Source organism: Streptomyces sp. NPDC058646 (assembly GCF_042716875.1).
Taxonomy (GTDB): domain Bacteria; phylum Actinomycetota; class Actinomycetes; order Streptomycetales; family Streptomycetaceae; genus Streptomyces.
This window is the reverse complement of sequence record NZ_JBHXRK010000028.1, coordinates 80,801-104,582: the sequence shown is the minus strand read 5'-3', so window position 1 is coordinate 104,582 and position 23,782 is coordinate 80,801. Positions and strand designations below refer to the sequence as shown.

Sequence of the window (23,782 nt, the reverse complement as noted above, 5' to 3'; positions counted from 1 at the left end):
GCAGCAGCGCACCCAGCGCCGAAGCACCGTCGGCGTTCCGCTTGAACCAGATGTTCGGGAAACCCAGGAAACGGTGCCAGGCCACACCCATGTTGATGTTCAGGCTCACGACGATCATCCAGATGAAGGAGACCGAGATCTTGATCATCGCCACGAGGTAGGTGACGTTCTCCAGCGTCGGCACGTCGAGCCCGGAGAAGGCGGCGACCAGCGGGTACGAGAAGAAGTACGCCGGCTCCCAGTGCTCGACGCCCGCGTGGGCGCCCTCCAGGCCGCGCAGCGTCATGATGGCGAGGCCGACGGTCAGCACGACCGTCTCGATGAAGTACGCCTGCCGGGACTTCGAGCCCGCGAAGCGGGACTTGCGGCCCGGCCGGGACGGCCGCGACAGCTGCCGGATCACGATGAGGGTGAGGATGCCGGCCACGGTCAGCGTGCCGATCACCTCGACGAACAGCTCGTAGGGCAGCCAGTGTCCGATGACCGGCAGCACCCAGTCGGCCTTGAACAGCTGGCCGGTGGCGTTGACGAGGGTGATGAGCAGCGTGTAGAAGCCGATCGCCACGAACCAGTGCGCCACGCCCATGAGGCCCCACCGGTTCATGCGGGTGTGACCGAGGAACTCCTTCACCAGCGTCACGCTGCGCTGGTAGGGGTTGTCGGTCCGGGTGCCCGCGGGGACGGGCTGACCGAGCCTGAAGTACCGGACGAACTGGCCGACGGCGCGGAAGAACAACGCAAAGCCGACGATTTCAAGTGCCAGCGAGACAATGATCGCCGCGAGTTGCATGGAGGCTCCTCGAACCTGCGAGCGGGAGATACTCGATTACCGAGTAGTAACTTTGGTCGACACCCTACCGGGGATCACCGGCGTGTTGAAGGTGAGCAGCCGGTGATCTATGTCGCTGGGGCAACTCCGGCCCTGGCCCTCCGCCGGCCCCAACTGGCCTGGGCCCCAGGCGGGTTCTCCCCGGGACGGCAGGCCGCGCGGGACCGGTTCGAGCAACGCTCGAGACCAGCCGGTCACACTCGTGCCGTGGGGAATGAGACCGGCGCCTCCTGGCGGGCGCGTCCCGGGCAGACGACCCACACCCTCCCCCTCGGCCGCCCACACGGTCACCCCCGGACCTGTGGGCGGCCGGGGGCGCCCTCGGCGCCCCCCGCCGGGCCGTCAGGCCGTCAGGCCGCCACCGCTCAGGCCATGTACAGATCGAAGGTCGACGTGCGCCGCGGCCCCGCGGTCACGTCCAGGAGCGGGTCCACCGCGAGCATCGCCTGGTGCAGCCGCTGCAGCTGCGGGGAGGGTTCCACGCCGAGCTCCGCGTGCAGCCGGTGCCGCACCCTGCGGTAGACGTCGAGCGCGGAGGCCTGCCGCCCGGCGCGGTAGAGCGCCAGCATCGCCTGTGAGTGCAGCCCCTCGTGCTGGGGGTAGCGGGCGATGACGTCGGACAGCTCGGCGATGAGTTCGGCGTGACGCCCCAGCCGCAGGTCTGCGTCGATCCGCCGTTCGAGGGCGACCAGGCGGCTCTCCTCCAGGCGCATCACCTCGATCTCGAGGATCGGGCCGACGCGTACGTCGACGAGCGCCGGCCCCTCCCACAGGTCGAGCGCCTCCCGCAGGCACATGGAGGCGTACGCGTCCTCACCGTCCTCGAAGGCCTGCCGGCCCTCGGCCACGAGGCGTTCGTACGCGTGGACGTCGACCGCCTCGGGGGGCACCTGGAGCAGGTAGCCGCCGTACCTGGTGACGAGGACGTCCTTGGCGGAGCCCGGGGCCTGGGGCCCCATGGCGGCGCCCAGGCGGCGGCGCAGCTGGTGGATGTACGTCTGGAGGGTGGTCAGCCCGCTCCGGGGCAGATCGGTGCCCCAGATCTCCTCCATCAGCGTGGGTACGGGGACGACCCGGCCGGGGTACAGGGCGAGCAGCGCCAGGATCTGGCGGGGCTTGCCGGCGGTCGGGACGACGGACACCCCGTTCACTTCGGCGTGCAACGAGCCCAGGACTTCTATCTTCATGATTCCCTCCGCGCCTTGCCGGCCGCCCTCGGTTCCGCGCCGGTACCAGAGCCGTTCGATACGGTCGCCTTTCGGCCTCGTCTGTCTTCCGGGGACCGCAGACGAAGGGCACGATATCCCCGGACTCCGCGCCCACCTGCGGGACTTGAGCACGCATCGAGCAGGCTTCCGAGGAGTACCCGTGAACGCTCCGGGGCAGGCCGGCCCGCGCCGCACGGCGCGGGCACCACGGCTGCGGGGCGACCGGTGACGGACCCCGTACGGCAGTGCACCCCCTCCCGGCCGCCGGGAGGGGGTGCACTGCCGTACGGGGCGAGGGACCGCGGGTCAGCTCGCGCGGGCCACGACCCGCCCCCCGGGGGCCTCCGTGGCCGCGGCGGGCGCCGCGGTCTCGGGGTGCGCCATGAGGATGGAGCGCTGGAGCCGGCTGAGGGCCGCCGAGGGCTCCAGGCCCAGCTCCGAGACGAGCGTCGTACGAAGTCGCTGGTAGACCTTGAGGGCCTCGCCGCGGCGGCCCGAGCGGTGCAGCGCCAGCATGAACTGACCGTGCAGGCTCTCGTGCATCCGGTACTGGTTCACCAGGACGGTCAGTTCGGACAGCAGCTCCCGGTGGCGCCCCAGCCGCAGGTCGGCCTCGATCCGCTGGTCGAGCGCGCACAGCCGGGCCTCCTCCAGCCGCCTGGCCTCGGTCTCGACGCGGCTGCCGCCCTGTACGTCGGTCAGCGCGGGACCGGTCCACAGGGAGAGGGCGTCGGCCAGGCGGCGCGCGGCGCCCGCGTAGTCCTCGGCGTCCATCGCCCGGTAGCCGGCGCCCGCACGGCGCTCGAACTCCCGGTAGTCGACCGTGCCGCCCCGCGTCTCCAGGCGGTAGCCACCGGGGAGGGTGGCCAGGATGTCCTTCGCGGTGCAGCGCTCGTCCTCGCCCTGGTCGAGCGCGTTGGCGATCAGCACGCGCAGCTGCAGGATGTAGGTCTGCAGCGTGGTGCGGGCGCTGCGCGGCGGAGTGGCGCCCCACAGCTGCTCGATCAGCAGGCCCACGGGGACCACCTGGTCGGCGTGGAGCGCGAGCAGGGCCAGTACGTGTCTCGGCTTCGGCGCGGTCGGAGTGATCGACACCCCGTTCTCCCGGACCGACAGCGCACCCAGCACTTCGATGTCCACTTCTCCCCCAAAGATTCGCCCGAAGGTCGGTCCCGGCCTGCATGTTTGCGACCCGCCGGCGCCTGGTGCGCAGTCACACCGGACCCCCTGATAAAAAAACAGCACAGTTGGTTTGTCAATACAGGCTGTCTTATTCCAGCCACAGCCCCGCCCGCCTGTCCCGCTCCAACCCTTCCCGGAGCGCGCGATGGCGCTGGTCAATCCGCTTCCCCCTAGGTGTCTCCCACTTCGGCCAGAGAAGACACCTCGCGAGATGGCCGAATCCGTACCCCTCGATCGCATGCGAAGGTACGGGGCCCGCACCCACCCGAACTCCCCTGCGGAGCACGGCTCCTGGGGGAAGACGACCCCGGGAGGGAACCGCGGGAGGTCGCGATCCGACCCTTAAGAGACCATGTGGTCGGTTACTGTCCGGTGCCCTCGGCCCGGATCTCCTTGCGGAGCTCCTGCGCCGCGAGGGAGGGCAGCAGCAGTTCCAGGAACCGGGTCACCGTACGGGGTTCGAGCCAGCTGGCGTCCTGCGCTCCCAGCACCTCGAACCCCACGGTCGCCCCCACCACGGCGGTCACGGCCCCCTCCGGCGCCGCCTCCGGGTGCAGCTCCCCCTCGGCCACGGCTCGCGCGACCACCTGCTCGACCCACCCCTGCCAGTACCCGCGCAGGTCGGTCCGGCACGGACGGGCCGGGTCACCGCTCAGCTTGAAGCCGGCTCGCAGCACCGTGTCGCCGAGCAGCTCCCGCGTGAGGCCGTGGGTCACGTCGACCAGGTGCTGGAGGTGGCTCGAACCGTCCGGGGACGCCTTCCCGGTGACCGCCCGCAGCCGCAGCAGCGCGACGTCCTCGACCGCGTCCGCCAGGGCGGCCTTGGAGGCGAAGTGGAAGTGCAGTGCGCCGTTGCTCACCCCGGCCTGCGTGCTGATCGTGGTGAGCGACGCGACCGTGAAGCCCTCGCGGTCGAAGGTCTCGGCCGCACAGCGGATCAGGGTCTCCCGGGTCCGTACTGCGCGTTCCTGCTTGGCCATCGAGTACTCCGTTGCTGCGGCGGGTTGCCGTGCCTGCGGAACGGCAGGCCGGCGGGCTGGTTGCGGATCGGTGATCTCCTCGCCGGTCACCGCACGGACCGCGGTCCGGTCCGGCGACGGACGCCTGCGAGGCGTGCGGGACCACGGACGCGAAGTCCGTCAAGGCTGGCCTGTAAGCCGCACCGCCGGCCGCCGGGGCCCGAGACGTGCCGTCCAGACAAGTCACGACACGTTCCCTCCCCTACGGTGCAGCCCGGCCGATGCCCCTCACTTTAACAAACCGCGCATGCGGTTTGAGGTGGGTGTGTGGCACGCGCACCCATCGGTCTGGCCTCCCGACGGCCCCGGATCCCCCTCGGCCGCAGGGAACCGGACGGTCCCCGTGGCCCGTTCGGGTCGCCGCGCCGAAGCCTCCGGCCCCTGCCCGTGCGGCCCTTTCCGGCCGCGCCGGCAGGCCCCGTGCGCCGCACCGCCGCCACCGCGGCGCGGCCCTCGAGAGCCGTCCCGCCCTTGCCCGGCACGGAGCGCGGCCCCTCACCGCCCGGAAAGCCCGCGCCTTTCCCCAGGCTTCGGGCCACGGTTCCCGACCCGCCTCGAGCGCCGCTCGAAACCCGGCAGGGGATGGCCGGGGAGCCGGCGAAGGAGGGAGGGCGGCCAGCACGGCCGCCGCATGACGCGGAGCAGGGACGATGCCTCGGACGGGGCTGGCCGGAATTCAATCCTCCGTAACTCCTGCCTCTGGAGGCTCGCATTCCTCTGGAAACTAAACCGGTTGGTATGTATCTTTCGTCGAGCTTCGGCCTTACCACTGCAACTCGCCAGCGCCGTTTGTTCAGGGGGAACAATGACTGCGACTACATTCCGAGTTGAGCGTCCACCGATCCTCGCGTCCTGGGGGGATTCGGGGCCCTCCGACCGGCCCGCGAACCCGTCCCGGCCCGCCCTGACCCTGACCGCCACGGTCCCGAAGGAATTAGTGCACCGGGCCGCCGTCGCCGAGGTCATGCTCACCGACTGGGAACGCCAGGGCGACACCCGTTTCCGGGTGGCCGCCCAATGGCCCCGCAGCCACAGCTTCTTCACTCCCGTGGACGGTGAGCACCACGACCCTCTCATGGCGGTGGAGACGATCCGGCAGGTGGGTGCGCTGCTCGCGCACGCCGAGTTCGGGGTCCCCTTCGGGCACCAGTTCCTGCTGTGGGACCTCGACGTCACCGTCCACCCCGATCAGCTCCGGGTCCGCCAGGCGCCCGCCTCGCTCGACATCGAGGTGACCTGCACCGAGGTGAAGCGGCGCGGCAGCGCCCTGGCCGGGATGTGCTACGAGACGGTGGTCCGCCGCGACGGCCTGCCGGCCGCGACGGGACGGATGTCCTTCGTCTGTGCCAGCCCCACCGTGTACCGGCGCGTACGTCCCGCGCACGTACTGGACGGCTCCTTGCGTCCGCTGCCGCTCACCGCCCCCGCCGCTCCGCAGAGCGTGGGGCGGACCTCGCCCGCCGACGTGGTGCTCACGCCCGTCGGAGGGCCGGGCCGCTGGCAGCTGCGGGTGGACACGCGCCACCCCGTGCTCTTCGACCACCCGGTCGACCACGTGCCCGGCATGGTGCTCGTGGAGGCCGCCCGCCAGAGCACGGCCGCCATGCTGAAGCGCTCCTCCTTCCTGCCCCTCGGCATCACCAGCGAGTTCAAGCGGTACGCCGAACTGGACGCCCCGTGCCTCATCGAGGCCGAGTACCTGGGGGCCGCCGGGGGACCGGAGGAGAAGGTGCGCGTGACGGGCCACCAGCACGGCAAGCTCGTCTTCGACGCCACGGTGACGGCGGCCGCGTCCCCCTGCTGACCCTCGGCCGGCCCGCCTGCCGGCTTTCGCGCCCCCGTACCGCCGCCCCACTGCGACGCACGCCGACGCGGCGCAGCACAGCGGCATCACAGGGGTGTGAAAGCCGGCAGGCGGGTCTCCGCCCAGTCCCGGAACGACCGCGCCGGCCGGCCGGTCAGCTCCAGGACCGTCTGCTCCACCCCGGACTTGGCCCCGTCCCGCTGCCGCAGGGCACTGCGCAGCAAGGCCTCGACCACGGGCGCCGGATGGCGCCCGCTCCACAGGGACCGGGCCCGCTCCGGCTCCAGTTCCTCGAAACGCAGCGGGCGGCCGAGCAGTTCACCGAGCTGAGCCGTCTGCTCGACGGCGGTGACGGCCTGCGGCCCGGTCAGCGTGTACGCCCGGCCGCGGTGCCGTCCGGGGTCGGTGAGGACGCCCACCGCCACGTCCGCGATGTCGCGGGGATCGACGCAGGAGTTGGCCGAGGACCCGTACAAGGAGCGCACGACCCCCTCCGCGCGCACGGAGGGGGCCCAGGAGAGCGTGTTGGACATGAAGGCACGGGGACGCAGCAGCGTCCACCCCATCCCGGACGCGCGCAGGAGGTCCTCGGTCCCGCGCTGCCAGCGGGTGATCAGATCGTCGGCCAGCGGGTCCGTCACGGCGGCGGCGGACAGCTTCACCACGTGCTCCACCCCGGCGGCCCGCGCGGCCTCCAGGAAGCGGGCGTCCTCGTCCCCGGCGACACCGCCGGTCACCAGGAACGCGGTGCGCACCCCGTTCAGCGCGCCCCGGAGCGACCGCGGATCGCCGTAGTCCCCGGGGACGGTCTCGGCCGTCGCCGGTGCCCCCTCGACACGGGCCGGCTCCCTGGCCATGACGCGGACCTCGACACCGGGCGGGAGTGCCCGCACCACCTCGCGGCCGACCGTTCCGGTGGCGCCTGTCAGGAGAATCATCCGTTTTCCTTTACCTGATCTATGAACAGCAGAAGCCGCTGAGGGGCTTGGCCGGGAGACACCTCCCTGTAAGATACGGACTATGCGGTATTTTCTCTGAGCATTCTTACGGTTTTCACATCCCGAGGAGGGAGGACTCACAGTGGCCGAACAAGTCCGAGCCATCCGCACCCGTCAGGCGATCCTGTCCGCGGCGGCCAAGATCTTCGAGGAGCGCGGATTCCAGGCGTCCACGATCTCCGAGATCCTCACCGAGGCCGGAGTGACCAAGGGGGCCCTGTACTTCCACTTCCAGTCGAAGGACGAGCTGGCCCAGGGGGTCCTGGCCGCGCAGAACCAGAACCTCGTCCTCCCCGAGCGCGCGTCCAAGGTCCAGGAGATCGTGGACATCGTCATGCTGCACACCTACCGCCTGCAGACCGACCCCATGGTCCGGGCCGGGGTGCGCCTGACCATGGACCAGCTGGCCCACGGGCTCGACCGCAGCGGCCCGTTCCGCAGCTGGGCCGCCCCCGTCCGGGAGCGCCTGGAGAAGGCCCGGGCCCAGGGCGAGCTGCTCCCCCACGTGGTGCCGACCGAGACCGCCGACGTCATCGTGGGCTCCTACGCCGGCATCCAGTCCATGTCCCAGGCCCTGAGCGACTACCGGGACCTCACCGGCCGGGTCACCACCCTGCTGCGCCACCTGATGCCCAGCATCGCGCAGTCCTCGGTCCTCGCCTCCCTGGACATGTCCGAGAGCCGGGCGGCGAGCATCTACGCCGAGGCCGTCAGGGGCTCCCAGGAGCTGGCCGGCCTCAAGGAAGCCGCGGTCGCGGCCGGCTGACCGCCGCCGTCCCCCGCCTCCCGGGCGCCGCAGCACTGTTCCGGGCCGGCCGCACCGGGCGGCCGCAGGGCCGCGGTCCCCACCCGCCCGCGAGCCGGAGGTTCCGAGCAGCCGCCACCCCTGAACGGCTCACCAGAACATACCGGCCCCCCGGTTCTTTCGTTGTCGCTCGCGTGACGGTGCTCAGGCGTCGGTTCCCCGGCGGGCCGAGAACATCGGGCCGCCCTCCGACCGCTCGGTCTTGCGCCCCTTGCTGCCCGGCGCCAGGGTCCGCGCGTCCACGGCCTCCGCCGGCGCCCCGGTGGCGTACAGCCCGTCGGGGTCGGTGTCCCGGTCGTGCGGGAGCAGCCAGAACACCCGGCGCCGGAAGGTCCCGGAGGAGCGGGACGGCTTGGCTCCCGGGCCCAGCAGGGCGTACCCGACCATGCGGCCGTCGCGGTGGTAGGCGGGCCTGCCGCGCCGCGTGGGGAGCCGGTCCAGGCTCTGCCGGACGTAGTCGAGCCCGCTGGTGTCCTCCAGCCAGACGAGGTCCACCTCGTGGAGGATCTCGTCCTCTGCGATGAGGGCGCTCATGCTCTCTCCTCGTCCGCGAGCAGGCCGATGCCCGGGTAGTACTTGCGCTGGTTGGACAGGATCATCTCCTTGGGCGACGCCAGTCCCACCGCCTCGCGGACGCGTGCCGCGAACGCCCGGGAGGAAATCGCCGGCGCTCCCTCATTCTGGCACCAGCTCCGGTAGGCGGCGTAGAGATGGGCCTGTTCCGCCCGCAGATCCGGCTCGAACCGGCAGGTTTCACCGACGAACCGGGCGGTGTGGTCCTCGGTCTCGGCGTAGGCCGTGGTGGCGATGCGGACCCGCTCGGGGCCCGAGAGGTCCTTGTCGCCGCTCAGATAGCGACGGGCGCCCTCGATGAGCCAGTTGAGGATGCCCGGACCCTCCTGGGTGACCAGGACGTCCGCAAGGTTGTCGATCTTGCGGTCGTCGGAGACGACCCGCTCGAACGGGATCAGCCGCATGCGCCGCCAGAACGCGAAGCCGCCCGTGCCGACTTCGGGCCGGTGGTTGCCCAGCAGCCACAGCTTGTGCGTCGGCTCGAAGCTGAAGAAGTCCTGCCGCATCCGGCGCGCCTTGATGCGGTCGCCACCGGTGAGCAGCTTGACGCGGGCTTCGTCGAAGCGGTCGCCCGGCTTGACCTCGCTGCACACGATGACCCGCCGGCCGTGGAGTTCGGCGAGGTCGGTCGGGTGGCCCTCGTACGGCCGTGCCATCAGGAAGCCGGGCGGCGCGGCGTCCGCGTAGTCGCCGAGCAGTTTCATCAGGACGTCCAGCAGCACGGACTTGCCGTTCTTGCCGGAGCCGAACAGGAAGGGCATGACCTGGGCGCCGACGTCCCCGGTGACGGAGTACCCGAGCAGCAGCTGCAGGAAGTCGATCATCTCCGCGCCCTCGGGCCCTTCGCCGAAGGTGTCGGTCAGGAAGCGGTTCCAGCGCGGGGTGGCCATCGGCTGCGGTGCGGCCGTGGTGGAGCGCGAGTGGAAGTCCTTCGTCGGCTGCGCCGGGCGGACGTGCCCGCTGCGCAGGTCGACGACGCCCGCGGGGGTGCACAGGGCGTACGGGTCGGCGTCCAGGCGCGCCGCGTTGAGCACCATGCCCGGGGCGGACCTGGCCTGGGCGAGCATGGCGTTCATACCGCTGGTGCTGAGGGCGCGGCGGCGGTGCTGCTGCAGCGCGGCAGGGGTGTGCACGCCACGGGGGTCGGTGGCGGCGATGCTCTCCGCCAGGTCGCCTGCGGCCCACAGGACGGTGTCGTCCTCGTCGATCTGCCAGCGGGTGCCGTCCCAGCGGAACCAGCCGATGCCGGGGACGTGCCGGTAGTCGTCGGCGTAGAGCTTGACGAACAGTTTGGCGTTGCCGCGGTCGGTGAGCGTGTCGGGCAGCAGGCCGGCCGCCGTCGCCTCCCCGTCCGCGTACGCGGCCCGGGCGACCGGGTGGCGGGCGTCCTGGACACGGGCGCCGGAGGTACCGGCGCCGTCCGCCTCCCGGTCCCCGCCCAGGTCCCGGTGGTCCGCGGGCCCGGGCTGGGCGAGGATCTGCGCGGCGACGGCCTGGACGTCGAACTCGAACAGCCGGCTGTCGTTGTCGAGGCTCATGTGCGGCCTCCCGGCGACAGCGGGCGCAGCGCGCCCGCTGCCAGCCCGCTGCGGATGACGGCGCCGCTGCGGCGTTCCTGCCCGGGCCGGGCCCGCTCGGCCGCTTCCCGCAGCAGCCCGCGGGCCTCGGTCTCGGTGAGGTGCCCGGCGGCGACCAGTCCGCCGGCGGTGTAGGCGGCGCGGTTCAGCTTCTCGGAGAACCCGGCCCCTTCGGGTACGGCGGCGCAGGCAACGACCTCGGCGAGGACCGCGGCCAGGAGCCGGGCCGGAGCGCCGCGGCCGCCGCCCGCCGCGATGACGGCCTGCCGGGCGCGGGGCGGTACGGAGCGGGGCGCGGCCCGGAGCACCGGTGACAGGTGCCCGGTGCGCTCCAGTTCCCGGGCGAGCCAGGCCGGCAGCGGCGCGGGCTCCCGCGCGGGGCCCAGGGGCCGGTAGACGCCCGCGTGGGTCACGGTGCCGGGGGCGACGACGTAGCCGCCGTGGGCCCGTACGTCGACCTGCCAGGCGAGGGCGCGGCCGCCGCCGGAACCGGTCGAGCACTGCCAGCGGTGGCCGCCCTGGTCCCGGTACCAGACGTGCAGGCCTCCGGAGGGGGTGCGTACCCGCAGGGTCGAGTCGTCGTCGGCGGGGCTGACGGCCCCGCGCAGGGCGGCGAGCAGGCCCAGGGTGTGGAAGCCGTTGGCCAGTCCGGTGAGGTCCACCGCCGGGGAGATCCCGACACCGGGCAGCAGCCGGTCCCGGCCGGGCAGTTCGCGGGCGTGCGCGTCGATGTCGACGACCACGAGGTCCGCGGGACCGCACGCGACACCGATGCCCAGCTCGGGGCGGCGGCCCCAGCACCGCTCGATCCTGGCGGGGTCGAGCGTGGCCGCGTGGAAGCCGTGGCACCAGCGGCCCGCCCGGAGGCAGTCGCAGGCCCCGCGGTGGTGGCCCGGCGCGCGGCAGGTCCCGCAGTTGCCCACGGGCGTCTTGCGGCCCGGGGCCAGCGGGTGGACCGGCCACCCGCGCCGCGCGCACCACAGGGCGGTCGCCGCGGGCTCGGGTTCCCCCCGTGCAGCTCCCCCCGCCCGCCGTGGGTCGCTCCGCGAGACCCGCAGCTCAGCTGCCATCACTTCCCCCATGAGCGACTGAAGCGACTCAACGCCTGACATCAGGTTGGCGAAACCCCCGGGAGGCCAGAGGCGTACGAGCCTGCGCGGGAGGTGTGCCTCCGTGCGGTGCCCGAGCGACTCGGCGACCGATGGCCAGCTACCGGAGTTCCTTCGGCAGCTCCTTGAGCCGCTCACAGAACACCAGGTCACAGAGGCATGCAAACGCCGGCAGCGACCGAAGCGACTCAAGGCCCCTATATATGGAGCCCCCACGCGCGCACACGCGCACGTACGTTGGGGCCCATATACCCGGACCTTGAGTCGCTCCGGTCGCTGCCGGCGGTCAAGCCACGCCTCTGAACAGGGGTTTCCGCCGTCGGTACCGCAGCGACCGGACCGCTGCCCGGTCGCTGCCCTCCGGTCGCTGCGCCCCGCGGGCGGGTACCGGACGGCTTCGAGCCCCCCTCCGTCCCGCCTCTAGCGGGCCGTGAGCAGGCGGGCGGGCCACGGCGCCGTCCCCCCGCCGTGCCAGGGCTCCACCGTGACCGGCCGCGGTTCGCGGGAGACGAAGGCCGTCATCGCCCCGGGGGCGTCCTGCCGGGTGGGGTGGACGGCGGTGTGGCCGTACCAGGGCGGGGCGCCGTGGCCCCTGATGCCGCGCAGAGCCACCCCGCCGTCCGGGCCGAAGGCCAGGTCGACGTCCCTGGCCCCCTCGGCCAGTCCCCGCCCGGTGGCCTTGACGGCCGCCTCCAGCAGGGTCCAGGCGTGGAAGAAGGTCTCGGACGTGGCGGTGGGGGGCATCCCGGGGTAGACGAAGGCCAGTACGTCCATGCTGGTGGTGGCCGGGCGGACCAGTTCCACGTCCACCCCTATGGGCCCGGTCTCGGTGGCGCCCAGCAGCAGCAGGCCGTCCGAGCGGGACCAGCTGACGTGGGTGCCGGGATGGTCCGGCAGGTACGGCTTTCCCGCCGGGTCGTAGCCGATGCGCAGGTCGCCGGGGTGCAGGCCGAGGCGGCCGGCCAGCAGCCTGCGCACGGTGAGGCGGGCCCGGTAGAAGCGGTGGGCCGCCCGGGCGTGCACGAACTCCGCCCCGCGCCGCAGTTCGTCCTCGGTCAGGCCCTCGGGGTAGCGCTCGCTGATGTCGGAGGGGGCGATCCGGTCGAGGTCGACCAGCCATGCGTCCATCGTGTTCCTTCCTTGTACACGGCCCTCCCGGCCTACAGGGCGAACACCTGCGTGCCGGAGCGCGAGGGGTCCCCCGGGCGTATGTGGAGCGTCCCGGCGGCGGGCAGCAGGACCACGGCGGCGACGGTGCGTTCGGCGCGGATGTCCCCCCGGTCGGGGACGCAGACGGGCGGCCGGGAGAGCAGCGCGAAGTGGTCCTCCGGACCCGCCTGCGGGGGCAGCTCCGCCAGGCCCTCGCCGGCCGCGCGCAGCCGGCGGACCGAGGAGTTGCGGGCGAACACGTTCAGCTCGTCCGCCGGGGCGAAGTCCGGGTGGAGGAAGTGGTTCGTGTGCGCCGCCAGACCCGTCTCCGGCTCCGTGACGCGCAGTTCACCGCCGAGGACCTCGACGTACAGGGCCCGCTCGTGGTCGCACAGCATGAGCGAGCGGGAGCTGGCCAGCGGGAGCCCGGCGAGGATCTTCAGGGCCTCGTCCACGGTCGCCGCGGTGTCCAGCAGGTGGCGGATGGCGAGGTACGGGGGCACGCCCGGGCGCCAGTCCCCGCCCAGGACCAGGTTCAGCCCGACGGCGAGGCCGTCGCTGTTGAGGCCGAGGTAGCCGAGGAGCCCGGCGAAGCTGAGCACCAGGGAGCGGCGCGGGGAGCCGGCGCGGGCGATCCTCAGGACGCTGATGTGGTCGTCCAGGTTGCCGTTGAGGTCCACGGTCTGGGCGAGTACGGGGGTGCGGCCGCCGGGGCCCGCCGCGCGGGCCCAGGTGGTGCAGTCCCCGGCGGTGGGGATCTTGGAGTAGCCCATGATCTCCCGGCGCAGCTGCAGCAGCCAGGCCTCGTCCTCGCTGATCCCGGCCCCCTCGGCGAGGCCCGCCACCTCCTCGGCGAGGTCCGGCAGAGCCGCCGTGACCGCCGCGCGGTACGCGGCGGTCGACGGCAGCAGGGCCTCGGCGGTCACGGGCGCCGCCAGCAGGTGGTTCAGCCGGGCCAGCCCGTCGTCGAGGAAGGCGCGCAGCGGCACGGCGAGGGCCTCGCCGTGGGCGCGCCCGATCGCCCGGGGGGTGCCCGATGCCGGTACGAAGGTGATGCTCATGCCGGGAGGGCCGCCTTCGGACCGGCCGAGAGGTTCGCCTTCACCCCGGGCCACTCGGCGCGCAGGACGCTGTAGAAGACGGCGTCGCGGCGGCGGCCGCCGGGCATGAAGTTGAAGCTGCGCAGCGTGCCCTCTTCGGTGGCGCCGATGTTGGCGAGGCCGCGGCGGGCCTGGACGTTGAGGACGTCGGTCTTGAACTCGACGCGCTCGGCGCCGAGCACCTCGAAGGCGTGCTGCAGCAGCAGGGTCTTCGCCCAGTGGTTGACGCCCTTGCCGCGGAAGTCGCGGCCGAGCCAGGACCAGCCGATCTCCAGCCGCCGGTCGGCCTCGGCCATGTTGCCGAAACTCATGCTGCCCGCGATGCGGCCGGACTCCTTGTCGGTGATCACGTAGACGGCGCGGCGGCCGGCGGCGTGGTCGTCGAGCATGGCGGCGAAGAAGCCCTCGAAGTCGGCGTCCGTCTCGACGGCGGAGACGAAGTAGCGCCAGATGTCGGGGTCCATGGCGACCGCGCGGACCCCTTCCCGGTCGGCCTCGGTGACGGGCCGCAGCAGGACGCGGTGGTTCTCCAGGGCGGCGGCTGCGTTCTCGGTCCAGTTCATGGTCAGACTCCGGTGGTGGCGTGGTGGCGGACGAGGGCCGCGGTGACATCGCGCAGGGTGCGCATGGCCGCGAGGTCGTGCTCGGTGAAGTGGGCGAGGTCGACGCCGGTCTCCTCGCACACCTCGGTCAGGAAGAGGACCTTGTTGAGGGAGGTCAGCCCGTAGGCGGCGACCAGGTCGGCGTCGGGGTCGAGGGCCTCGGGGGCGACCTCGGGGACGAGGACCAGCGAGAGCTGCTCGCGGGCCGCGGACTCGATCGCGTCGGGGGTGTCAGGCATGGATTCCGGCCTCCTGGGTGTGCAACTGGGTGGCGTAGGCGGTCTGGATGGCGGGGCGTCTGGGTTTGTACTGGGACGTCAGCAGGCCGTTCTCGATGCTGAAGGGGACGTCCGCGACCAGGACCCTGCTGATGTGCTCGTCGGGGGTGGTCGCCGCGTTGACGGCGGCGAGGCGGGCCGCGACGGCGTCCGTGTCGGCCGGCAGGGCGGCCGGGGAGACCACCGCGACCAGCTCGGTCTGGGTGGGGCTGAACAGGACGCATTCGGCGATCGCCGGGTCGGCCCTCATCAGTTCCTCGACCGGCCGGACGACGACCTTCCTGCCGTTGTCGAGGACGATGACGTCGTCGGCGCGGCCGTGGACGAAGAGGAACCCGTCCTCGTCGATGTGGCCGATGTCGCCGGTGCGGACGGTGCCGTCGGGGCCGAAGACCCGCTCGGAGTCGCCCGGGCGGGCGTACGTGTACCGCGTGTTGACGGGGTGCGTGCTGCGGACGCTGATGACGCCGTCCTCGCCGATCAGCACCTCCTTGCCGCGCAGCACCCGGCCGACGCTGCCCTCGCGGTGGGCACCGGGGTGGTTCTTGGTGACGATGCACGTCTCGTTGAGGCCGTAGCCCTCGAAGAGGGGCAGGCCGGCCTCGCCGTAGAAGCGGAGCATCGCCGGGGAGGCGGGGGCGGATCCGGTCCACAGGTAGCGGATCCGGTCGCCGAACAGGGCCCGGGCGGCCTGCTGGGGGGTGTGCCCGGCGGACCGGCGCAGCCGCGCCTCGATCTGGCGGCGGGCCGTCTCGTAGAAGGCCGGGACGCCCATGACCACGGTCGGGCGGACGCGGCGCAGCGTGGCGAAGGCGGCCTCGTAGGTGGTGACGGTGAGGTCGTGGCCGTGCAGGAGGGCGGAGTAGACCCAGTAGCGCTGCTGGAGGAGGGAGAGCGGCAGGAAGACGAAGAGGTGGTCGTCCGGCTTGTGTTCGAAGATCTCCTGGACGGCGGTCAGCGAGCTGTCGATGCTGCCGGCGGTGGCGCCGAGGCCCTTGGGGACGCCGGTGCTGCCGGAGGTGAACTTGACGGTGGTGACGTCCCGCGCGCCCCAGGTGACCGCCGGCAGCGGTTCCTGCGGTCCGGCGGCCGGTTCGGTGAGCTCCCAGATCCCGCTCATCGGGACGGTTCCCGGGATGCCGGCGGGCTGGTCCGTGAAGAGCGTGTGGAGCCCGTACTCCTCCATCAGGGCGGCGCCGGGGGTGAACTTGCCCGGTTCCAGGCCGGCCGTCTCCACCTTGAGGCGGAGCGCGGCGAGGTCGAGGAGGACCCATTCCAGGCTGTTGGCGGCGAGGATGCCGATGCGGTCGCCCGGGCGGAGTCCGAGGGTGTGGCGCAGGTGGTGGGCCAGTTGTCCGGAGCGTGCGTACAGCTCGGCGAGCGGGATGGTCCGGGTCCCGTCGAGGCGGGCCACGCCGAGGGTCCCGGCGAGCGGCTCCTGCGCGACGATCCTGTCGAGCGCGTTCACTGGGCCCCCTCCCCCGCCAGTGCGGCGGCCATCGCGCGGACGGTGTCCACCTCGGCGAACTGGTCGAGGGTCAGGGTGATCCCGAAGCGTTTGCGGGCTGCGGTGAGGATGCGGGCGGCGGCGATGGAGTCGCCGCCGAGGGAGCCGAGGGTGTCCTCGGCACCGACGTCCGCGCGGCGCAGGACGGTGGCCCAGATGTCGGCGAGGACCTTCTCCGTCGCGGTGGCGGGGCCGGCGGCGCCCGTGGCCGCCGCAGCGGCCTGCGGTTCGTCGGTGACGAGCGCCGCGAGGCGGGTACGGTCCACCTTGGCGTTCTTGGTGAGCGGCAGGGCGTCGTGCCAGACGGCCACCGCGGGGATCATGTAGTCGGGCAGGTCGGCGCGGAGCGCCCGGCGCAGCTCGGCGAGGCCGGGCCGGTCCGGGCCTTCGGCGACCAGGTGGGCGACGAGCCGGTTGCCGCCGGCGGCGACGACGGCCTGGGCGACGCCGGCGACGGCGGCGAGGCGGGTCTCGACCTCGCCGGCCTCGATCCGGTAGCCGTTGACCTTGATCTGGAAGTCGCTGCGGCCCAGGATCTGGATCTCCCCGTCGGGCAGGTAGCGGCCCAGGTCGCCGGTGCGGTAGAGGCGTTCGCCGCGTCCGGGGTCGTGGAAGAACCGCTCGGCGGTGCGCTGTTCGTCGCCCCAGTAGCCGCGGGCCAGGCCCGTGCCGGCGGCGACGATCTCGCCGGTGACCCAGTCGGGCGCGTCCAGGCCGTCGCGGTCCAGGACGTATGCGCGGTTGTTGGCGTTGGGGCGGCCGTACGGGATCGACTCGCTGCCGTCCTCGTCCTCGCGGACGGGGTGCAGGATGTTCCAGACCGTCGTCTCGGTGGGCCCGCCGAGGGAGACCACCTCGAGGCCCGGCTTGAGCGCGCGCAGGGCCGCGGGCAGGGCCGGCGGGAGCCGGTCGCCGCTCATCATGACCAGGCGCAGGGCGGGCGGCACGTCGGCGTCCGCCCGGGCCTGGTCGTGCAGCAGCCCGACGACGGCGGGGACGGAGTTCCACACGCTGACCCGGTGGGCGCGGCACAGGTCCAGCCAGTGGGCGGGGTCCACGGCCTTGTCCCGGTCGGGCATGACGAGGGCCGCGCCGGCGGACAGGGCGCCGAAGACGTCCCACACCGACAGGTCGAAGTTGAAGGCGCTGATGGCGAAGAAGCGGTCCCCGGGCCGGATCCGGAAGCGGGTGTGGCAGTCGGCGACGAGGTTCGCCACGTTGCGGTGGGTCACCATGACGCCCTTGGGGGCGCCGGTGGTGCCGGAGGTGTAGAGGACGTACGCGAGGTCGTCGGGACCGGATCCGGGCAGCCGCGGCGGGACCTCGGCCGGGGCGTCCGGAGGCGCGGCCGTCAGGTCGCAGGAGGCCAGGGAGGCGGCGGTGAAGCCGGTGTTGGTGAGCACGCACCGCACCCGCCCGTCGCCGAGCATGTACTCCTGCCGGGCCGCGGGCAGCGCGGCGTCCACCGGCAGGTAGGCGGCACCGGCCAGCACGGTGGCGAGGATCCCGATGATCTGCTCGGGTCCGCGGTGCATGACCAGGCCCACCAGCTCGCCGCGCGCCACGCCGTGGGCGCGCAGCCAGGACGCCGCGTGGGCGGCCCGGTGCAGCAGTTCGCCGTAGCTGATGCTGCCGTCCGCGGTGAGGACCGCGGGCGCTTCCGGGGTACGGGCGGCCCGGGCGGCGAAGGCGTCGCCCAGCATCTCGTCGGGCAGCGGCACCGCGGTGTCGTTGGCGGCCCGGCGGCGTTCGCGCTGGGCGGGCGGCAGCAGGTCGAAGCTGCGGCGCTGCCAGGCCGCGGCGTCCACCAGGTCGCCCAGCAGGGTGCGGTAGCCGTGGGCGAGGTCGTCCAGGAGCCCTTCGGGGAACAGGTCGTCGATGCCGTCGAGCTGGACGACGAGCGCCCCGTGCTGCTCCATCGCGAAGGCGTTCAGCCACACCTGGGGGGTCTGGCTGACCGAGTAGACCTCCGGCCCGAACAGTTCCAGCGCCGAGCCGTCCACCTCGCTGCTGGCGTGCCCGATGGCGCTGTTGAAGGTGAACGGCATCCGCGCACCGGCCACCCCGCCCCGGCGCCGGGCCAGTTCCTGCATGACCTCGACGCCGGAGAAGTGCCGGTGGTCGAGGTCGGTGTGCAGCCGGCTCTGCAGGGCGCGGGCCCGCTCGGCGAAGGGCAGCGACCGGTCGACCTCGGCCTCGACGAGGAGGGTGTCGGAGAACTGGCCGACGGCCTCGAAGATCCTCGGGTGCACGGGGGGCCGGTGGGCGACGGTGGTGGTGAGGGTGAACCGCTCCCCCGCGCCCCAGGTCGCCAGCGTCTCCGCGTACGCGGCGAGCAGCAGCGCCGAGGGGGTCAGGCCGGCTTCCGCGGCCCGTTCCTTCAGCGCGGTCCAGGCCGCGCGGTCCAGGCGTACCCGGCGCTGGGTGAAGCGGGAGCGGGCCAGGGCGGCCGGGCTGGTGCGCAGCGGCAGGTCGGGGTGGGGGGCGAGGTCCTCGGCCCGGGCCGTCCAGTACTCGCGCGAGCGGCGGGCGGGGGCGCGGTCGCGGCCGCGCTCCAGTGCCTCCAGGTAGTCCTCGTAGGGGAGTTCCTCGTGGGTTCCGGCGGGTCCCCCCTGGTAGGCGTGCCACCAGGCGCGGAAGAACAGGAACATGCTGATCCCGTCCATCACGAGCCCGTCGTGACCGACGTGCAGGACCATCCGGTCGTCGGCGAGGACGGTCACGTCCACGGCGAGCAGCGGTGCCTCGTCGGCGGGCAGCACCCGGTGGGAGCGGGTCTCGCGCAGTTCGGCGCGGATGCGGCGCTGTTCGTCGGCGCCGCGGTCGCGCAGGTCGAGCCGGCCGATGCGGGGCAGGGCGTGCCCGTACTCGGTGAACTGGCGCTCGTCGGAGGGGAAGCGGGAGCGCAGGGCGCTGTGCGCGCCGACGACGGTGTCCAGGGCGGCCTGGAGGCGGTCGAGGTCCCAGACGCCCTCGATCTCGTGGTAGACGTGGCTGGCGACGTCACCGATCTCGAAGATGCCGCTGCGGCCGAGGTAGTAGCTGCGCTGGAGCGGGGTGAGGGGGAAGCCGGGGCCGCCGCGTTCGGCTTCCCTGGCGAGGTGGGCGACCAGGTCGGCCTTGGCGGCCTTGACGCGGGCGACGAAGCCGGCGTCGAGCCGGTCTCGGCTGCCCTGGAGGCGCAGGTCGCCGTCGGCGAGGCTGACGGACAGGCCGCGTTCCGCTATCTCCCGCAGGACGTCGCGGTGGTTCATCGGGACTCCTCTGCGTCCGCGGTGGCGGTGGTCAGGGCGGCGACGGCGGCGGGCTCGGCGCGCTCGGCGATGAGGGCGGCGAGTTCGGCGAGGGTGCCGCCGTGCAGCAGCTCGTCCATGGACAGGTCCACGTCGAGGGCGTCGAGGATCTGGTACTGGACGGTGACGGCCTGGAGGGAGCCGGCGGCCAGCTGGGTCAGGGTGCGTCCGGCGATCGGCTCGTCGCCGCCGAGCCGCAGGGCGGCGCGGACGGTTCCGGTCAGCCACGGGGTCAGTGGGTGCTCCGCCGGGGCGGCGGGAGCGGCCGGGGCGGCGGGGTGGAAGAAGACGGCGTCGGCGAGGGCGATCCCGCTTCCGGGGGCGACCAGTTCGACGGTACGGGGCCAGGTGCGCGGGGCGTCCAGGCCCAGGGCGGCGGCCAGCCGTCCGGCGAAGCGCGGCATGACCGGGAGGGCGGCGTGCGCGAGGAGCCGGGCGGCGGCCAGCTCCAGGGCGACGGCGGTGCGGTTCTCGCTCTCCCAGCCGGGGGTGTCGGCGAGCAGCCCTTCGGCGCGGGTGAAGCGGACGGTGTCGCGGACGATGCCGTCCAGTTCGGCGGCGGCCTGGTTGAGGGAGAAGGCGTCGCCGCCGAGCGCCCCGGTGACGGCGTCGAGGCGGGCGCCGAGCCGGGCCAGGAAGGCGGAGTGCTCGGGGGTCCAGTTGCCGGCGTCGGGGGCCTGGCCGCCGTACTGCTTGGCGACACGGGCACCGAGGTCGTTCAGCCACTGCTGCCAGGTGCCGATGAGGGTCTCGTGGAGGGCGCTCTCGTAGGCGGCGCGCCGGAAATCGGTGCGCTCGCCCTCCGGGCGGGTGGAGGCGAGGAAGTAGCGGACGGCGTCGACCGTGTCGGGGGTCAGGATCTCCTTGCCCCAGATCGCGTGGCGGCGGCTGGTGGAGAACTTCTCCCCCTCCAGCAGGTAGAACTCGTTCACGTGGTAGTCGATGTCGGGGGTCCAGCCGGGGAACGCCAGCTTGTAGAGCACCGGGTAGAGCACCGAGTGGTAGAAGCTGTTGTCGTAGCCGAAGAAGTGGACGATCTTCCAGTCCGGGGCGGGGTGCGCGGCCCGCCAGGGGCGGCCGAGGCGGGCGCCGAGCGACTGGATGCCGTGCAGGAAGCCGTAGCTCATCTCGGGCCACACCCAGATGACCTGGCCCTCGGTGGAGTTCTCCTGCGGCTCCACGCCCCAGTCGGAGGGGTGGGTGACGGGGATGTCCAGGCTCGGGCGCCGGAAGAGCCGGTCGGCGAGCTCGCGCAGCCGGGCGGGGACCCGGCCCAGCCCGTGGTGCTCCTTCACCTCCGCTTCGAAGGCGTGCAGCGGGAGCGTCCAGCGGGCGGAGGGCGCCGTGCGGGGCGGCAGGCCGGAGGAGACCGCGCGCGGATCGGTGAGGTCGGCGACGGTGTTGGGTTCGCCGCACTCCTCGCAGATGTTGCCGGAGGTGGTGTTGCCGCAGCCGGGGCAGCCGCCCTTCACGTCGACCTCGTACAGGTACCGGCCGCTCTCGGCGTCGTGCAGCGCGTCGTGCTCGCTGACGGCGATCTGGCCCGAGTCCACGACCCGGCTGAAGAAGTCCTGCAGGCCCTCGCGGTAGGAGGGGTCCTGGTCGGTGACCGTGTACTGGTCGAGGGGGATGTCCATCAGCCGGAGCGTCTCGGCGATCTCGGCGCTGTAGTGCGCGGCCGTCTCGGCGGGGGTGCGGCCCTCCTTGCGGGCGGCGCCGACCACGTAGCTCTGGTAGTCGTCGCTGCCGGTGAGGTGGTAGGCCTGCGCGCCGGTCATGCGCTGGAAGCGGGTGAAGGCGTCGGCGCCCAGGTAGGGGCCGGACAGGTGACCGAGGTGCAGGTCCCCGTTGGGGGTGGGCGGGGTGGAGAAGACGAAGACGGGCCGGTCTCCGAAGCCCTTGCGGACGGGGTCGCCGGCGGAGGTCATGGCCCGTTCGGCGTCGCGCCAGTACTGGGTGAAGAAGACGAGGTCCCCCTCGCCGGTGTTCTCCAGGACGTGCGCTTCGAAGGGCTCGAACAGGACGACGGTGCCGGGGGCGGCTGGGTGGCGTTCGCCGTCGACGACGAACTCGCCGCGGCCGGCGACGATCACGAACAGCTCCGTCTCGTCGTGCCGGTGGTGGTCGGAGGCCCGGCCCGGCGCGACCCGGCCCCACCCGGCGCCGACGCCGAGGCCGTCGACGCCGCTCATGTCGATGCCGAAGGCCTGTTCCAGGACATCGGCGTCATAGCTGGCGATGATCATGTCGTGGCCTTTCGGGGTGACGGGAGGGAGGGGATGAGATCGGCGGCGCGGGCGGCGAGCGCCGGGGCGAGGCGGTAGCCGGAGCCGTTGGCGGCGCCGGCGAAGACGAGGCGGCCGTCCTCGGTGAGCGGGGCGACGAGGGGGACGCCGGCGGGCCCGTAGGCGTCGCAGAAGACGCGGCCCGAGACGCAGTGGGCGGACAGCGCCGGGGCGTAGCGGTCGAGCAGGGCGCGGGCTTCGCCCAGGTGGCCGGCGGTGACGCAGGACTCCACGGTCGCCGGGTCCACGTCCCACTCCTGGCAGGTGTAGCTGAACAGCCAGTGGCCGCGGTGGTGGAAGGGCAGCAGGAAGGCGTCCTCCTCGTGGAAGACCACGGCCCGGTCCCCGGGGGCCGGAGGCACCTCGATGTGCAGGGCGACGACCTTCTTGACCCGGGCGCCGAGCGGGGCGACCAGCTCGGCCCAGGCGGGGTCGGCGAGCCACGGGCCGGGCGCGAGGACGACGTGGCCGGCGGTCAGGGTGGCCCCGCCGGTCAGGGTGAGCCGCACGCCCGCCGCCGTGGTGGCGATCCTGGTGACGGCGACGCCCTCGTGGAAGGCGGCGGCGGGCCGCAGTCCGGCGGCGAGGTGCTGGGTCAGGGCGTGGACGTCGGCGTACTGGCAGCCGTCGCCCTCCCAGGCCGCGTACCCCTCGGGCAGGGCCGGGACGGCCGGCGGCAGCTCCCCGGTCCGCCGGAGCCCGGCCTCGGGCAGGTACACCTCGGCGAGGTGCTCCGCGGCGGACCCGGGTGCCACGACGGTCATCCCGAGCGGGTGGATGGGCAGGTCGGGGCGGGCCGCGTGGAGGTCGGCGTAGAACCGCTGGCTCTCGGAGGCCAGCTCACGGACCTCGGCCCGGGCCCCGCGCGGGAAGTGCAGTCCGGCGGAGCGGCGGGTGGCGCCGGAGCCGGCCAGGTCCCGGTCCAGGACGGTGACCCTGGTGCCGGGGGCCCGGGCCAGGATCTCGCGGGCGGTCAGGACGCCGAGGATCCCGGCGCCGACCACCGCCACGTCGGTGTCCGTTCCCGTCCCGCTGCCGTGGGCGGTGCCGAGGTGGTGGCCGACGGCCGTGTCCGTGGTCATCAGGCGCTCCACGGCTGGTCCGTGGCGGCCGGCTTGGAGGACCACTCGATGAAGGAGGCCAGCTGCTCGTCCCCGCGCACCCCGGTCAGCCGGTCGGCGATGCGCCGGCTGCGCCAGGCGTTGAGGCTGAGGTTGGGGTCGGCCAGTCCGCGCTGGCCGCGTACGCCGTTCTGGACGAAGATGCGGCGGTCGGCCGGCCCGTCCCAGCGGACGGCGTAGTCCTCGTCCACGCGCAGTTCCTCGCCCTCGCGCTCCAGGCGGCCGGCGAGCGGCGCGAGGAAGTCCATGGCGGCGGGCCGGTAGCCGGTGGCCCACACGACCACGTCGGCCTCGAACCTCTCGGCCGAGCCCGGCTCCCCGGTGTGGCGGGCGCTGACCTCCCAGCCTCCGTACGCGCCGGTGCTGACGTCGACGACCTCGCGTCCGGGGTGCAGGGCGACCAGGTCGTCGTTGCCCTCGACGAACCGGTGGACGTAGATGGCCTGGTAGATCTCGCGCAGGGTGGACTCGGATATGCCGTCGCTGGTCAGGACGTGCCGGGAGTTCAGTTCCTGGCGCTGCTCGCGCGGCAGCCCGTAGAAGTAGTCGGCGTGGCTCGGCATGTAGAAGTCGTTCGTGAACGGCGAGTCGTCGATGGGGAAGTAGTTCTGCCGGCGGGAGATCCACGAGACCCGGCGCGGCAGTTCGGCGCCGCCGCGGGAGATCAGGTCGAGGAAGGCCTCGGCGCCGGACTGTCCGCCGCCGATGACGACGACCCGCTTGCCGCCGAGGTCGCGGGCGGACTCCAGGTAGTCGGCGACGTGGAACTGGGTCGGGCCGAGCCGCCCCTCGCCCTGCGGCGGGACCCAGGGGCGGCTGCCGACGCCGACCACGACGTTCTCGGCGGTGACGGTGCGCCGGTCGGTGCGGACGGCGAAGACCCCGGCCGTCTCGTCGAAGGCGACCTCTTCGACGGACTCGCCGAAGGCGATGTTCTCGTTGCGGCGGCTGGCCCAGGCGAGGTAGTTGCGGAACTCCAGCCGGGGGACGTCGGCGAACTGGGCGTTGAGGAAGTGGTAGACCCGGCCCTTCTCGTGCAGGTAGGACAGGAAGGAGAAGGGGCTGCCGGGGTCGGCGAGGCTCACCAGGTCCTTGAACTGGGAGACCTGCAGGGTGGACCCGGGTATCTGCTGGCCGTCGTGCCAGGTGAAGGATTTCTTGCGGTCGAGGAAGAGACTGGATACGCCTTCCCTGCCGTGCAGCAGGGACGCCAGGCTCAGGTTGGCCGGGCCCACGCCGACTCCTACGCAGCGGTAGTGCGCCGCACCGGGCCGGATGCTCTCGTGCCCCATGGTCGGAACCTCTCTTTCGAACGGTCAGGGGGTGGGAGGGGGGTGGGGATC

At 73.1% G+C, this 23,782-nt stretch carries 18 protein-coding genes and 2 pseudogenes; 2 read left to right on the top strand and 18 right to left on the bottom strand.

Going from position 1 to position 23,782, the window contains the following annotated elements; all coding sequences use genetic code 11:
- The 5 genes and pseudogenes from ACFWUZ_RS29080 to ACFWUZ_RS29060 all read right to left on the bottom strand — a co-directional run.
- Positions 1-790 (bottom strand): annotated as a pseudogene (locus tag ACFWUZ_RS29080) (Fe-S oxidoreductase); the annotation flags it as partial.
- 404 nt (positions 791-1,194) lie between these two features.
- Complete coding sequence (locus ACFWUZ_RS29075) at positions 1,195-2,016, bottom strand: BTAD domain-containing putative transcriptional regulator (RefSeq protein WP_384379217.1); 822 nt, start codon at positions 2,014-2,016, stop codon at positions 1,195-1,197.
- Positions 2,017-2,343: 327 nt separating this feature from the next.
- Positions 2,344-3,177, bottom strand: coding sequence for a BTAD domain-containing putative transcriptional regulator (locus ACFWUZ_RS29070; RefSeq protein ID WP_384379214.1), 834 nt, complete (start codon positions 3,175-3,177; stop codon positions 2,344-2,346).
- A 404-nt stretch (positions 3,178-3,581) separates the two neighbouring features.
- Positions 3,582-4,199 (bottom strand): ScbR family autoregulator-binding transcription factor, encoded by a 618-nt coding sequence (locus ACFWUZ_RS29065; protein ID WP_384379229.1) that lies wholly within the window; start codon positions 4,197-4,199, stop codon positions 3,582-3,584.
- 69 nt (positions 4,200-4,268) lie between these two features.
- Positions 4,269-4,395 (bottom strand): annotated as a pseudogene (locus tag ACFWUZ_RS29060) (carboxyl transferase domain-containing protein); the annotation flags it as partial.
- Between the two features lie 780 nt (positions 4,396-5,175).
- Here ACFWUZ_RS29060 and ACFWUZ_RS29055 point away from each other — a divergent pair.
- The gene (locus tag ACFWUZ_RS29055; RefSeq protein ID WP_384379211.1) at positions 5,176-6,042 is read left to right on the top strand and encodes a ScbA/BarX family gamma-butyrolactone biosynthesis protein; all 867 of its coding nucleotides are present in this window, start codon (positions 5,176-5,178) and stop codon (positions 6,040-6,042) included.
- A gap of 86 nt (positions 6,043-6,128) precedes the next feature.
- Here the strand turns inward: ACFWUZ_RS29055 and ACFWUZ_RS29050 are convergent, their stop codons facing one another.
- Positions 6,129-6,980 carry an SDR family oxidoreductase gene (locus ACFWUZ_RS29050; protein WP_384379208.1) on the bottom strand — a complete coding sequence of 284 codons (852 nt, stop codon included), beginning with the start codon at positions 6,978-6,980 and terminating at the stop codon, positions 6,129-6,131.
- A 142-nt stretch (positions 6,981-7,122) separates the two neighbouring features.
- Here ACFWUZ_RS29050 and ACFWUZ_RS29045 point away from each other — a divergent pair, with 142 nt between their 5' ends.
- The gene (locus tag ACFWUZ_RS29045; protein WP_384379205.1) at positions 7,123-7,806 is read left to right on the top strand and encodes a ScbR family autoregulator-binding transcription factor; all 684 of its coding nucleotides are present in this window, start codon (positions 7,123-7,125) and stop codon (positions 7,804-7,806) included.
- 183 nt (positions 7,807-7,989) lie between these two features.
- On the opposite strand, the gene ACFWUZ_RS29040 is transcribed toward ACFWUZ_RS29045, so the two are convergent.
- From ACFWUZ_RS29040 to ACFWUZ_RS28985, 12 genes are all read right to left on the bottom strand, one after another.
- Positions 7,990-8,379, bottom strand: coding sequence for a DUF6009 family protein (locus tag ACFWUZ_RS29040; protein WP_384379202.1), 390 nt, complete (start codon positions 8,377-8,379; stop codon positions 7,990-7,992).
- Positions 8,376-9,956 carry a phage/plasmid primase, P4 family gene (locus ACFWUZ_RS29035; RefSeq protein WP_384379199.1) on the bottom strand — a complete coding sequence of 527 codons (1,581 nt, stop codon included), beginning with the start codon at positions 9,954-9,956 and terminating at the stop codon, positions 8,376-8,378. The genes ACFWUZ_RS29040 and ACFWUZ_RS29035 overlap by 4 nt, the downstream gene beginning before the upstream one ends.
- The gene (locus ACFWUZ_RS29030) at positions 9,953-11,065 is read right to left on the bottom strand and encodes a bifunctional DNA primase/polymerase (protein WP_384379196.1); all 1,113 of its coding nucleotides are present in this window, start codon (positions 11,063-11,065) and stop codon (positions 9,953-9,955) included. Before ACFWUZ_RS29030 ends, ACFWUZ_RS29035 begins: the two co-directional genes overlap by 4 nt.
- Positions 11,066-11,524: 459 nt before the next feature.
- Positions 11,525-12,232, bottom strand: a complete 708-nt coding sequence (locus tag ACFWUZ_RS29025) for a 4'-phosphopantetheinyl transferase family protein (protein ID WP_384379193.1) — start codon at positions 12,230-12,232, stop codon at positions 11,525-11,527.
- A 32-nt stretch (positions 12,233-12,264) separates the two neighbouring features.
- On the bottom strand, positions 12,265-13,314 hold the full coding sequence (locus ACFWUZ_RS29020; RefSeq protein WP_384379190.1) for a C45 family autoproteolytic acyltransferase/hydolase: 1,050 nt from the start codon (positions 13,312-13,314) through the stop codon (positions 12,265-12,267).
- Positions 13,311-13,916 carry a GNAT family N-acetyltransferase gene (locus ACFWUZ_RS29015; protein WP_384379187.1) on the bottom strand — a complete coding sequence of 202 codons (606 nt, stop codon included), beginning with the start codon at positions 13,914-13,916 and terminating at the stop codon, positions 13,311-13,313. Before ACFWUZ_RS29015 ends, ACFWUZ_RS29020 begins: the two co-directional genes overlap by 4 nt.
- Positions 13,917-13,918: 2 nt before the next feature.
- Positions 13,919-14,194: an acyl carrier protein gene (locus ACFWUZ_RS29010; RefSeq protein WP_384379184.1), complete on the bottom strand. Its 276-nt coding sequence runs from the start codon at positions 14,192-14,194 to the stop codon at positions 13,919-13,921.
- A complete protein-coding gene (locus ACFWUZ_RS29005) occupies positions 14,187-15,701 on the bottom strand; it encodes an AMP-binding protein (protein WP_384379181.1) in 1,515 nt (504 codons plus the stop codon). Before ACFWUZ_RS29005 ends, ACFWUZ_RS29010 begins: the two co-directional genes overlap by 8 nt.
- Positions 15,698-18,994 (bottom strand): amino acid adenylation domain-containing protein, encoded by a 3,297-nt coding sequence (locus tag ACFWUZ_RS29000; protein ID WP_384379177.1) that lies wholly within the window; start codon positions 18,992-18,994, stop codon positions 15,698-15,700. The genes ACFWUZ_RS29005 and ACFWUZ_RS29000 overlap by 4 nt, the downstream gene beginning before the upstream one ends.
- Positions 18,991-21,279, bottom strand: coding sequence for a class I tRNA ligase family protein (locus tag ACFWUZ_RS28995; RefSeq protein WP_384379174.1), 2,289 nt, complete (start codon positions 21,277-21,279; stop codon positions 18,991-18,993). The genes ACFWUZ_RS29000 and ACFWUZ_RS28995 overlap by 4 nt, the downstream gene beginning before the upstream one ends.
- Positions 21,276-22,400, bottom strand: coding sequence for an NAD(P)/FAD-dependent oxidoreductase (locus tag ACFWUZ_RS28990; RefSeq protein ID WP_384379171.1), 1,125 nt, complete (start codon positions 22,398-22,400; stop codon positions 21,276-21,278). The genes ACFWUZ_RS28995 and ACFWUZ_RS28990 overlap by 4 nt, the downstream gene beginning before the upstream one ends.
- On the bottom strand, positions 22,400-23,731 hold the full coding sequence (locus ACFWUZ_RS28985; RefSeq protein ID WP_384379168.1) for a lysine N(6)-hydroxylase/L-ornithine N(5)-oxygenase family protein: 1,332 nt from the start codon (positions 23,729-23,731) through the stop codon (positions 22,400-22,402). The genes ACFWUZ_RS28990 and ACFWUZ_RS28985 overlap by 1 nt, the downstream gene beginning before the upstream one ends.
- Between the last annotated feature and the right edge of the window lie 51 nt (positions 23,732-23,782).

What these genes read in the sequence shown, in the direction of transcription:
- ACFWUZ_RS28985 (WP_384379168.1), bottom strand. Translation starts at nt 23,731, where the DNA reads ATGGGGCACGAGAGCATCCGGCCCGGTGCGGCGCACTACCGCTGCGTA.
- ACFWUZ_RS29065 (WP_384379229.1), bottom strand. Translation starts at nt 4,199, where the DNA reads ATGGCCAAGCAGGAACGCGCAGTACGGACCCGGGAGACCCTGATCCGC.
- ACFWUZ_RS29020 (WP_384379190.1), bottom strand. Translation starts at nt 13,314, where the DNA reads ATGAGCATCACCTTCGTACCGGCATCGGGCACCCCCCGGGCGATCGGG.
- ACFWUZ_RS28990 (WP_384379171.1), bottom strand. Translation starts at nt 22,400, where the DNA reads ATGACCACGGACACGGCCGTCGGCCACCACCTCGGCACCGCCCACGGC.
- ACFWUZ_RS29030 (WP_384379196.1), bottom strand. Translation starts at nt 11,065, where the DNA reads ATGGCAGCTGAGCTGCGGGTCTCGCGGAGCGACCCACGGCGGGCGGGG.
- ACFWUZ_RS29050 (WP_384379208.1), bottom strand. Translation starts at nt 6,980, where the DNA reads ATGATTCTCCTGACAGGCGCCACCGGAACGGTCGGCCGCGAGGTGGTG.
- ACFWUZ_RS29025 (WP_384379193.1), bottom strand. Translation starts at nt 12,232, where the DNA reads ATGGACGCATGGCTGGTCGACCTCGACCGGATCGCCCCCTCCGACATC.
- ACFWUZ_RS29015 (WP_384379187.1), bottom strand. Translation starts at nt 13,916, where the DNA reads ATGAACTGGACCGAGAACGCAGCCGCCGCCCTGGAGAACCACCGCGTC.
- ACFWUZ_RS29000 (WP_384379177.1), bottom strand. Translation starts at nt 18,994, where the DNA reads ATGAACCACCGCGACGTCCTGCGGGAGATAGCGGAACGCGGCCTGTCC.
- ACFWUZ_RS29040 (WP_384379202.1), bottom strand. Translation starts at nt 8,379, where the DNA reads ATGAGCGCCCTCATCGCAGAGGACGAGATCCTCCACGAGGTGGACCTC.
- ACFWUZ_RS29075 (WP_384379217.1), bottom strand. Translation starts at nt 2,016, where the DNA reads ATGAAGATAGAAGTCCTGGGCTCGTTGCACGCCGAAGTGAACGGGGTG.
- ACFWUZ_RS29010 (WP_384379184.1), bottom strand. Translation starts at nt 14,194, where the DNA reads ATGCCTGACACCCCCGACGCGATCGAGTCCGCGGCCCGCGAGCAGCTC.
- ACFWUZ_RS28995 (WP_384379174.1), bottom strand. Translation starts at nt 21,279, where the DNA reads ATGATCATCGCCAGCTATGACGCCGATGTCCTGGAACAGGCCTTCGGC.
- ACFWUZ_RS29035 (WP_384379199.1), bottom strand. Translation starts at nt 9,956, where the DNA reads ATGAGCCTCGACAACGACAGCCGGCTGTTCGAGTTCGACGTCCAGGCC.